Below are 9,836 nucleotides of genomic sequence, written 5' to 3'. Positions count from 1 at the left end.
AGGTTAATACAAGCATCCCAACACTTCCACTCAGCACCTGATTCTAATCCAGCGCGCCAAATCACCTTGTCGCCAGACACAAGAGATTCGATACCACGACGAAGGTTGCAGCGGTGCACCTCTAGTGTTTCACTATCTTCAATATCTGCATGTTGACCAAAGCGTGTAATGACCAGGCCTTTCTTGGTCGCACCCAGCATGGTTTCGTCCCATTGCACGGACTCTTCACTTTTTAGCTTACGCTTTTGGTTGCTGCGTACTCGCCTAACTTGACCTTTGGTGAGCTTTTTCTTTTTTGCCACAGTGTTTACTTAACCATTTCTCTGCATTGTCGATCCGCTCGATTGCTATCTTGAGGATCAGAATTTGGGTATAGTACCCTTTTTAGAGATAAACCAATAGGCAACACTTTATGTCCTTTAGCGATCAAAATTTAATTTGGATTGATCTTGAGATGACGGGGCTTGACCCGGAGACTCACAAAATCATCGAAATCGCGACCATTGTCACCGATGCTCAGCTCAACATTTTAGCTGAAGGGCCCGTACTTGCCATCCATCAACCAGAATCTGAATTGGCAAAAATGGATGAGTGGTGCACGACCACGCATACCGCCAGTGGTTTGGTGGAGAGAGTTCGCCAGAGCCAAGTGAGCGAGCAGCAAGCGGTAGAGCAGACCTTAGCCTTTTTAGAGCAATGGGTAGCGAAAGGCCAATCACCGATTTGTGGCAATAGTATTGGTCAAGATCGTCGATTCTTGTACCAACATATGCCAGAGCTCGAAGCCTATTTCCATTACCGGTACATCGACGTCAGCACGCTGAAAGAGTTGACGCGTCGTTGGAAGCCGGAAGTGTTGACGCAGTTTTCGAAAAAGGGCAGCCATTTGGCGATGGACGACATCAAAGAGTCGATCGCAGAGCTCAAGTTCTATCGCGAAACCATCATGACCATATAGTCTCGATGGCGATGAGTCCATCTCGCGAAAAACAAACAACCCCGCACTCATACTGCGGGGTTGTCTGTTTTAGGTCCGTATTGATATAACAAAGAGTATTAAGGGATCGGTAAGAAGACAAACTGCGCCACACCTTGGACGACCTTGGTGATACTGCGATTGGTTTTGTCTGCGACGATGAGCGCCATCATATCTTGAATCATCACCATCTTGGCGAACAGCCGATCAAAGCTGATGTCATAGTCGTCCCCCTCAAGTTGGTTTGAGAGGAGAAACAACTCGCCCGTATCATCTCTGCGCTTATATAAGCGCCAGACAAACACTTCTATATTGCGTGCGCTGTTATAGAGTGCCTGCTCATCCAGAGAATCGAGGATGAAGAACTCTTGCTGGTGGTTGTACGATCGCCTGAGCATCTCTGTCAGTCCGACCATTGCCGCGAACACGCGATCTCCTTGGAAGTCATCATTGAAACTGAGCAGTATCGCATCAATGCTGGTTAGACCGCCGAGTTCCTCGAACACTAAGCTCGGGAGTTCAATGGTGTCCTCGTCGCCAAAGATTTGCGTGAGTCGCTGATCTAACGTCATGTCGGGCGCTTTTTTGAGTTGCCAAGGATTTCTTACGTAAAGCTTGCGTGTCAGTTCTATTGAGAGCGCTTTTTGTTCCCTAGCGTGAACGTCCATGACAAAATCGACATCACTTTTGCCAAGGTTCCTCACGGGCTTAGGCAGTGCACCACACCCAGATAAGAGCAGGGTGCTCAGCACAAGCCCAACAAGCCATCGATATGGCTGAGAGGTGGGAAACGTCATCCTGAATTCCTTGGTTCTTCGTCTCGCAGTGAGTGAGGCATCAATACGAGATCATCCATCAATCCACTCTATCGTTCACTTTACTCTCCAGCAATTAATTCAGTAAAACGAATGACTTGTTTGGTAGCTGGCTCTAATTTATCCGCCCTTACCGCCAAAGGGTTTGAGCGCTTTTCAAGCAAAAGTTGGCGCTTATGTGTGGTTTTTATCCAAACAGAAAAAAAAATCAGATTTTTTCTTCCAAGGACTTGCATCACAAAAAAATGCTCTTATAATTCGCAGCCCTGAACAGCGTAAACGTTGTTGAAAAGCGACACTAGCTCAGTTGGTAGAGCGCAACCTTGCCAAGGTTGAGGTCACGAGTTCGAACCTCGTGTGTCGCTCCAGTTTGATAGCTTTCATTGTGCTTAACGGTGACAAAATGCGACACTAGCTCAGTTGGTAGAGCGCAACCTTGCCAAGGTTGAGGTCACGAGTTCGAACCTCGTGTGTCGCTCCATTTGGATAGCCTTCATCGTGCTTAACGGTGATACAATACGGACGCGGGGTGGAGCAGCTTGGTAGCTCGTCGGGCTCATAACCCGAAGGTCGTCGGTTCAAATCCGGCCCCCGCAACCAAATTTCATCAATAGCAAATGCTGTTGATATGCGACACTAGCTCAGTTGGTAGAGCGCAACCTTGCCAAGGTTGAGGTCACGAGTTCGAACCTCGTGTGTCGCTCCACTTTCTTTTAAGTGGACAGGATAGTCTTCATCGTGCTCAACGGTGACAAAATGCGACACTAGCTCAGTTGGTAGAGCGCAACCTTGCCAAGGTTGAGGTCACGAGTTCGAACCTCGTGTGTCGCTCCACTTTCTTTTAAGTGGATAGGATAGCCTTCATCGTGCTCAACGGTGACAAAATGCGACACTAGCTCAGTTGGTAGAGCGCAACCTTGCCAAGGTTGAGGTCACGAGTTCGAACCTCGTGTGTCGCTCCATTTTGATAGCCTTCATCGTGCTTAACGGTGACACAATACGGACGCGGGGTGGAGCAGCTTGGTAGCTCGTCGGGCTCATAACCCGAAGGTCGTCGGTTCAAATCCGGCCCCCGCAACCAAATTCAATCAATAGCAAGCGCTGTTGATATGAGACACTAGCTCAGTTGGTAGAGCGCAACCTTGCCAAGGTTGAGGTCACGAGTTCGAACCTCGTGTGTCGCTCCATTTTGATAGCCTTCATCGTGCTTAACGGTGACACAATACGGACGCGGGGTGGAGCAGCTTGGTAGCTCGTCGGGCTCATAACCCGAAGGTCGTCGGTTCAAATCCGGCCCCCGCAACCAATTTTAAAGGTGTTATGATTCGCTAGCTCGTCGAGCTCAGCCATTCACAAAACCCAGCGAAGGTCATCGGTTCAAATCCGGCCCCCGCAACCCAATGAAGCGTGTTGTGGTTCGCTATACCTGCTCTTTCTAATGCTGAGAAGCATCATCCCCCAAATTAGAACCTCTAAGCGTCATTTGTGACGTTTTTTTGTTTGTCTCCAAGATTACACAGCAATGGCGATGGGCCTTGCGCGTGTTTTCAATTCAACGCCCCAGATCTAACTAACAGAGTTATCCACATTTTTCATTCTGTGGATAAGTTCGTGGGTAACCTGAATTTAGTCTTTGTATAAGCGCTATGTAGGAGGATCTTTCTTGATGTTTTATCAGGTTATGGGTGTTTGGTTTTTTATTAAGTTATTGATTTTTATTGATTTAAAGTGAATTCCAATAGGCAGGGTAAACCGGTTTTTTGATCATTAAGTGCTTGTTTTTTGATCTTAATCATTGGTGGCCAGTGTGATTAACTTTTTCAACTTTCAGTAAATTTGCCGCACATCTCATTTTTTTCCACATTGCCGTTTTTAGAACAACCTCAAACTCTGCGTTGATGAATTCGGCAAGCATTATGCATCTCTAGGCATTCCTTTTTCTATTATTCGAATCAGTCTTTGCTGTTTGTTGGAGATGTAGTGGCTTTGTGAGCGTTGTTGTTCCAGCGCCCACTCAATGTGCACATCTAATGTACTGCAAAGTCCAAGGCGTTGTGTGAGTGCATCCACAATCGCTTGGCGATAAGGGGCATTACCTAAGGCGATGGCAATATTGCGGAGCCATTGTTTGTGCCCAATGCGACGAATGGCTGAGCCTTGCATATTGGTGAGAAAAGTCTCCTCGTCCCACAGAAACAGCGACAACAACTCTGGGTCTTTCAGTGCAGCTCTTCGATGGAAGTCAGACTCTTTGGTGAGTGGCGAGTAGCGACTCCAAGGGCATACAAGTTGGCAGTCATCGCAGCCGTATATTCGGTTGCCCATCGGGCGGCGAAACTCTTCCGGTATGATACCGTCGAACTCTATGGTCAAGTAGGAGATACAACGTCTTGCGTCGACCACACCGTCATCAACGATCGCCTGCGTTGGGCAAGAGGTCATGCAAGCGGTACACTTGCCGCAATCACCTTGGTGAGGCGCGTCAACAGGCAGCGGCAAGTCAATGAGAAGCTCACCTAAGAAAAACCAAGAGCCGCAGGACTCGTCAATGATAAGCGAATGTTTACCCGTCCAACCAAGTCCGGCCTTTTCAGCGAGAGGCCGTTCTAAAATCGGTGCAGAATCGACAAAAGGTCGATAGCCGAAGGCGCCAACCTCTTGCTCAATACGTTGACCGAGTTTTTTTAACTGGTTGCGCACCAATTTGTGGTAATCGCGTCCTAGCGCATAGCGGCTCACATAGGCGTGCTCTGGATTGGCGAGGTTAGAGGCAAATTCCGCTTCTGGGGGTAAGTAATCCATTCGCGCACTGATCACTCTTACTGTCCCTGGCAATAGCTCATCCGGTCTCGCGCGCATCATGCCATGTCTTGCCATCCAATCCATGTCACCATGATAGCCAGCATCCAGCCAGGCTTGCAGAGCGCTCTCATGGCGAGCCAAATCGACATCACAGATACCGATTTTTTGAAATCCGAGCTCTTTAGCCCAAACTTTGATCTTGTCTGCAAGCTGTTGGTAGTCCATGCTGGGATCTCTTGGTTCAATGGGGCGGGGATCTTAACGGATCTTAACGATCGGATCTAGCAACCTTCAGGCGGCCAAACGCGAGAATTCGCGCTTTTTTGACGAATACTCACACAACAGATCTTGTCTCCCAATTCCAACCCAGTTTACTATTCCTGTTCTTTTGATTTTTATATAGTCCCGAGTTAGAGACCTTTGTCCATGATGACCAAACAATTTTCCCTAAAAGATGAAACTGCCACCATTCAACTAGGGACACGATTAGCGCAGCTTTGCTCACAGCAAACCACTCTTTATTTGCACGGAGATCTGGGAGCAGGGAAAACGACGCTGAGCCGAGGGTTTGTTCGTGCGCTTGGTCATCAAGGGAATGTGAAGAGCCCAACTTACACCTTAGTTGAGCCTTATCAATTACAAGAGTGGCAGGTGTATCACTTTGATCTTTATCGCTTGGCTGATCCAGAAGAGCTAGAATTCATGGGAATTCGTGACTATTTCACCCCTGATGCGATTTGTTTGGTGGAATGGCCGGAAAAAGGCGAAGGGTTGTTACCTCAAGCGGATTTGGATATTGAACTACGCTATCACGGTGAAGAGCGCATTGCGTCACTCGGTGCGAACAGTGATTACGGACGTCATTTATTAGAACAGTTGGAGTTATGTTGAAGCGTCGATTTTTCAAAGCGGTATTGATCCCTTTTCTCTCTATTCTTGCGCTGTTCCCTAACGTCACATTCGCGAACGCATTGGAAGGCATACGTGTTTGGCCTTCACCGGATGAGACTCGGGTTGTCATTGATCTTCAGTCTGAGGTGGAATACAGCTACTTCACTTTGACCACGCCGGAACGTTTGGTGGTCGACCTTAAGCAGACAACGCTGAAAACGAAACTGCCGATTAACGTTTCAGATAGCCCGGTGCTAAGCAAAATCCGCAACAGTTCACCGCCGGAAAAATCAACCTATCGCTTGGTGTTTGAGTTGAAGCGTAAGTCGGCGCCACAACTGTTCAAACTGGCCCCAACGCCTGGGGGACAATACGGTCACCGCTTAGTGATTGATCTGCCTCACGCTGAGCGAGCGACCTCGACCGCGCCGATTACCTCTGCGCCTAAAGTAAGTCGAGATGCCTCCCAATTACTGGGCAACGCCGATATCGTCGTGGCGATAGATGCGGGCCATGGTGGTGAAGACCCGGGCTCTATCGGACCAACACGAAAATATGAAAAGCACGCAACGTTAGCGATCTCGCAAAAAATAGCGGCGCAAATTAACGCGGTACCTGGTATGAAAGCCGTGCTCACCCGTCGCGGCGACTATTACGTGAACCTTAACAAGCGCTCGGAGATCGCTCGCGAAAATCAAGCTCACTTGTTGGTCTCCGTGCACGCCGATGCGTTTAACTCACCTAAGCCTCGGGGTGGCTCGGTGTTTGTGCTCAATACAAAGCGCGCGAACTCTGAAATTGCTCGTTGGGTTGAAAACCACGAAGAGCAGTCGCAGTTGCTAGGGGGAGCCGGCGAAGTGTTGGCAAAGAACAACAGCGATCGTAATGTCAGCCAAACCTTGCTTGATCTTCAGTTTAGCCACTCCCAGAAAGAGGGCTATAAGGTCGCGACCAATATTCTGTCTGAAATGACCAAGGCGGGCGTGCACTTGCACAAGAAAGATCCCGTCAATGCGAGCTTGGCAGTATTGAAATCCCCCGACATTCCTTCTGTATTGGTCGAGACGGGCTTTATCTCAAACCCGACAGAAGAAAAATTGCTGTTCCAACGCAGCCACCAAGACAAACTGGCCCGAGCACTGGCGAAAGCGATCGTCCAATATTTTGAATCGAACCCTCCAGAAGGAACGTTATTTGCCAATCGCGGGAAAGCGATTAAGCATAAGGTCTCGCGCGGTGAGTCCTTGTCGGTGATAGCGAAACGTTATGGCACTACCACTCAAGCCATCATGCAGGCCAACAAGCTAAAGAGCACCAGTTTGGCGGTGGGGCAGAGTTTAACCATCCCTGGCGCGACATCGGCGGTGGCAGTGCCGAAGATCAGTAATCCGGTCGAGACGGAAACCCTGATACATGAAGTTCAGCGGGGCGAATATCTGGGTAAGATTGCAGAGCATTACAAAGTCTCGGTAGCGGATATCCGACGCGAGAACAATCTGACATCGGACGTGCTTAAGCTGGGACAAAAACTCAAAATTACTGTGACGATGAAAGATAAGCCACTGCGTAAACACACCGTCAAGCGCGGCGAATTTTTGGGTAAAATCGCCAGCCAGTATGACGTCAGTGTGAGCAGTATTCGCAGCGCCAATAACTTGCGCTCCGATCAGCTTGCGATTGGTCAGGTACTGATCATCCCCAATAAATAAACGTGGGTAGCCTGAATGACGATTAAAATTCTTCCCGCGCGTTTAGCCAACCAAATTGCTGCCGGAGAGGTGGTGGAACGCCCTGCGTCCGTGGTGAAAGAGTTGGTGGAAAATAGCCTCGACTCGGGCGCTAGCCGCATTGATATTGATATCGAAAAGGGCGGCGCTAAACTGATCCGTGTTCGTGACAATGGTAGCGGGATTGAAAAAGACGAGTTGGGTCTCGCGCTCAGTCGCCATGCGACCTCGAAAATTCACACCTTGGACGATTTGGAAGCCATCATGAGCTTGGGCTTTCGCGGTGAAGCGTTAGCGAGTATTAGCTCTGTTGCTCGTTTGACATTGACATCGCGTACAGCGACGCAAGATGCTGCGTGGTCAGCGTACAGCGAAGGGCGTGATATGGCCGTTAAGATTCAACCGGCTGCGCACCCGATTGGCACGACAGTCGAAGTCTTAGATCTGTTTTTCAATACCCCCGCGCGTCGCAAGTTTCTTCGTACCGAGAAAACGGAGTTTACCCATATCGATGAGCTGCTCAAACGCATCGCGCTGAGCCGTTTTGATGTCTCGATCAACTTGCGCCACAACGGAAAGTTGGTTAAACAATACCGAGCCGCGAAAACAGAGTCGCAAGCGGAAAAGCGTATTGCAGCGGTCTGTGGTAGCGGTTTTGTCCGCCACATGCTGAAAATTGAGCTGGAGCACCAAGGACTCAAACTGCATGGCTGGGTCACGACGCCACAAGGCGCGCGTGCACAAAGCGATCTGCAATATTGCTACGTCAATGGGCGTATGATGCGCGATAAACTCATCAATCATGCGATTCGTCAAAGCTACGAAACCAGCTTGAAGCCTGAACAATTTGCGGCGTATGTGCTCTTTATCGAGCTCGATCCGCATCATGTCGACGTCAATGTTCATCCTGCTAAGCATGAAGTGCGCTTTCATCAAGCGCGCTTGGTGCATGACTTTATCTATCAAGCCCTCACGGATGCCCTTGCTCAGGGAGCGCACATTGATAAGCCTGAACAGAGCCAGTCGGCGTTTCATGATGATCACACTCCACCTATTGACGCTGCCGAGCACGTCCCTGCCTATCCAGGTCGCGCTGACTATGTGAAAGCCGAGCCTACCGCTCGCAATGAGAGCCGCGTTAATGAGCGAGAGGTTTCTCACTCTTGGGTACAAAGTCGCAGCGAACCCGCTCGCAGTGGTCAGGCGCGCGGCGCGAAGATGGAGTCCGCGCCTTCTCAGGCGGAGCTCAGGGTTTATCAAACCTTACTCTCTGCAACAGAGGATGAATCTGCGACAACAGAAAAGGCGACCAAAGAAACCCAGAACTCTCACGCGCGCTCAACGTCATTTAGTGAGGAACCACCGAGCGATGAAGCGCTGACCCACGAGGAGTCAGCCCCGATCGTACAAGCCACATCGATAGTCGCTTTAGGGAAAGCCATCAGCATTGTTGCAGGGCAGTACGTGTTAATGGCAGATAAGTCGCACTCTCAGTTGGTCTCTTTGGCGAGAGCTGAGTGGTGGCGAATCAATGGTCAGTTGAATACCAAGCTAGGTCCACTGACCAGTCAGCCGTTGTTGGTCCCCCTCTCGCTTAAGCTCGAAAGCCCATTGTTGGAAAGTGCTGAGCGATATAACGAACTTTTGCTGCGTCTGGGTATCCAACTTAAGCCAAGAGGTCAGCAAGGGCTCTTGGTAATGGGCGTACCGCAACCGCTTCGTCAGCAAAATCTGCAACAATTGCTGTCAGATCTGTTATCTTACGCGGCCACTTATTCCGCGCAGGCGTTAGATGAGCCGGCACTGGTGAGATGGTTAACCAATAAGATTACTCAAACAAAAAGCGACTACACTTTATCGGAAGCGATACACATCATCGCAGAACTCGAGCAGTTATGGCACGGTCAGTTGCCACTCGATGATCGACAATTTGTTCGTCCCGTAGACTACTCTGCTACCATTGCAGCAATGACATTATGAATGACCAATTACCCCTTGCTCTGTTTTTGATGGGCCCAACCGCTTCAGGCAAAACAGAGCTCGCGATTCGATTACGCCAGCGATTTCCCGTTGAGATCATTTCGGTCGACTCCGCACTGATCTATCGAGGCATGGACATAGGCACCGCCAAGCCCGACGCGCGCGAGCAAAGCCTTGCTCCTCATCGTTTGATCGATATTTTGGACCCAAGTGAATCCTATTCGGCCGCTGATTTTCGGCGAGATGCGCTTAACGAGATGCACAAGATTGTCGCCGATGGCAAGATCCCTTTGCTGGTGGGCGGTACCATGCTGTATTACAAAGCACTACTGGAAGGTTTGTCGCCTTTGCCAGCAGCGGATCCGGATATTCGGCGCACTATTGAGCAGGAAGCGCAAACGCAAGGGTGGGAGGCGCTGCACGATCAACTTAAGGCCATTGATCCTGTTTCGGCTGAGAGAATCCACCCAAATGATCCACAAAGATTGTCGCGGGCATTGGAAGTTTTTCGAATTTCAGGTAAAACTCTTACTGAGCTGACTCAAACGAAAGGAGAAGCACTCCCATTTCGTGTGAAGCAGTTCGCAATCGCACCCAAGGAAAGGGCTGAAGGTGCTGAGTGGGAAGTGTTGGGATGCTTGTATT

Annotated in this window: 8 protein-coding genes, 8 tRNA genes and 1 pseudogene; 13 read left to right on the top strand and 4 right to left on the bottom strand. The window is 49.6% G+C overall.

The genetic code is table 11. From position 1 onward, the window contains the following. Positions 1 to 302, bottom strand: a pseudogene (locus AC6R0S_RS06795) (hypothetical protein); the annotation flags it as partial. Between the two features lie 110 nt (positions 303 to 412). Here AC6R0S_RS06795 and orn point away from each other — a divergent pair. Then, entirely contained in the window at positions 413 to 958 is a 546-nt protein-coding gene (orn, locus tag AC6R0S_RS06790; RefSeq protein WP_500631036.1) for an oligoribonuclease, read from the top strand. Positions 959 to 1,056: 98 nt separating this feature from the next. On the opposite strand, the gene AC6R0S_RS06785 is transcribed toward orn, so the two are convergent. Both AC6R0S_RS06785 and AC6R0S_RS06780 read right to left on the bottom strand, forming a co-directional pair. Then, positions 1,057 to 1,773, bottom strand: coding sequence for a hypothetical protein (locus AC6R0S_RS06785; protein WP_500637502.1), 717 nt, complete (start codon positions 1,771 to 1,773; stop codon positions 1,057 to 1,059). Positions 1,774 to 1,853: 80 nt separating this feature from the next. Continuing rightward, entirely contained in the window at positions 1,854 to 2,030 is a 177-nt protein-coding gene (locus AC6R0S_RS06780) for a hypothetical protein (RefSeq protein ID WP_500631038.1), read from the bottom strand. A 53-nt stretch (positions 2,031 to 2,083) separates the two neighbouring features. On the opposite strand from AC6R0S_RS06780, the gene AC6R0S_RS06775 reads away from it, so the two are divergent. The 8 genes from AC6R0S_RS06775 to AC6R0S_RS06740 all read left to right on the top strand — a co-directional run bounded on the left by AC6R0S_RS06775 (position 2,084) and on the right by AC6R0S_RS06740 (position 3,097). Continuing rightward, positions 2,084 to 2,159, top strand: a tRNA-Gly gene (locus AC6R0S_RS06775). A gap of 37 nt (positions 2,160 to 2,196) precedes the next feature. Beyond that, positions 2,197 to 2,272, top strand: a tRNA-Gly gene (locus AC6R0S_RS06770). Between the two features lie 42 nt (positions 2,273 to 2,314). Then, a tRNA-Met gene (locus AC6R0S_RS06765) sits at positions 2,315 to 2,391 on the top strand. A 30-nt stretch (positions 2,392 to 2,421) separates the two neighbouring features. Continuing rightward, positions 2,422 to 2,497: transfer RNA gene (locus AC6R0S_RS06760), tRNA-Gly, on the top strand. A gap of 52 nt (positions 2,498 to 2,549) precedes the next feature. After that, positions 2,550 to 2,625 (top strand) — tRNA-Gly (locus AC6R0S_RS06755). Between the two features lie 52 nt (positions 2,626 to 2,677). After that, positions 2,678 to 2,753: transfer RNA gene (locus AC6R0S_RS06750), tRNA-Gly, on the top strand. A gap of 42 nt (positions 2,754 to 2,795) precedes the next feature. Next, positions 2,796 to 2,872: transfer RNA gene (locus tag AC6R0S_RS06745), tRNA-Met, on the top strand. Positions 2,873 to 3,020: 148 nt separating this feature from the next. Continuing rightward, positions 3,021 to 3,097, top strand: a tRNA-Met gene (locus AC6R0S_RS06740). A gap of 608 nt (positions 3,098 to 3,705) precedes the next feature. Here the strand turns inward: AC6R0S_RS06740 and queG are convergent. Further along, positions 3,706 to 4,818 (bottom strand): tRNA epoxyqueuosine(34) reductase QueG, encoded by a 1,113-nt coding sequence (gene queG, locus AC6R0S_RS06735; protein WP_500633110.1) that lies wholly within the window; start codon positions 4,816 to 4,818, stop codon positions 3,706 to 3,708. A 201-nt stretch (positions 4,819 to 5,019) separates the two neighbouring features. Here queG and tsaE point away from each other — a divergent pair, with 201 nt between their 5' ends. From tsaE to miaA, 4 genes are all read left to right on the top strand, one after another. Further along, on the top strand, positions 5,020 to 5,484 hold the full coding sequence (gene tsaE, locus AC6R0S_RS06730; protein ID WP_487903614.1) for a tRNA (adenosine(37)-N6)-threonylcarbamoyltransferase complex ATPase subunit type 1 TsaE: 465 nt from the start codon (positions 5,020 to 5,022) through the stop codon (positions 5,482 to 5,484). Continuing rightward, positions 5,478 to 7,193, top strand: a complete 1,716-nt coding sequence (locus tag AC6R0S_RS06725) for a LysM peptidoglycan-binding domain-containing protein (RefSeq protein WP_500637501.1) — start codon at positions 5,478 to 5,480, stop codon at positions 7,191 to 7,193. The genes tsaE and AC6R0S_RS06725 overlap by 7 nt, the downstream gene beginning before the upstream one ends. Before the next feature lie 15 nt (positions 7,194 to 7,208). Continuing rightward, the gene (mutL, locus tag AC6R0S_RS06720) at positions 7,209 to 9,191 is read left to right on the top strand and encodes a DNA mismatch repair endonuclease MutL (RefSeq protein WP_500633112.1); all 1,983 of its coding nucleotides are present in this window, start codon (positions 7,209 to 7,211) and stop codon (positions 9,189 to 9,191) included. After that, positions 9,188 to 9,836: tRNA (adenosine(37)-N6)-dimethylallyltransferase MiaA (gene miaA / locus AC6R0S_RS06715; protein ID WP_500637500.1), on the top strand; the 649-nt coding region annotated here is incomplete at its 3' end. The genes mutL and miaA, both read left to right, overlap by 4 nt.

The sequence above is a fragment of the Vibrio sp. R15-SG3-ISO1B genome, assembly GCF_059833835.1.
Note: the sequence above shows the minus strand (reverse complement) of the source record. Positions and strands in the feature narration are given on the sequence as shown.

Excerpts from the sequence above, each read along its gene's own strand:
- orn (WP_500631036.1), top strand. The coding sequence starts at position 413 with ATGTCCTTTAGCGATCAAAATTTAATTTGGATTGATCTTGAGATGACG.
- AC6R0S_RS06785 (WP_500637502.1), bottom strand. The coding sequence starts at position 1,773 with ATGACGTTTCCCACCTCTCAGCCATATCGATGGCTTGTTGGGCTTGTG.
- queG (WP_500633110.1), bottom strand. The coding sequence starts at position 4,818 with ATGGACTACCAACAGCTTGCAGACAAGATCAAAGTTTGGGCTAAAGAG.
- tsaE (WP_487903614.1), top strand. The coding sequence starts at position 5,020 with ATGATGACCAAACAATTTTCCCTAAAAGATGAAACTGCCACCATTCAA.
- AC6R0S_RS06725 (WP_500637501.1), top strand. The coding sequence starts at position 5,478 with ATGTTGAAGCGTCGATTTTTCAAAGCGGTATTGATCCCTTTTCTCTCT.
- mutL (WP_500633112.1), top strand. The coding sequence starts at position 7,209 with ATGACGATTAAAATTCTTCCCGCGCGTTTAGCCAACCAAATTGCTGCC.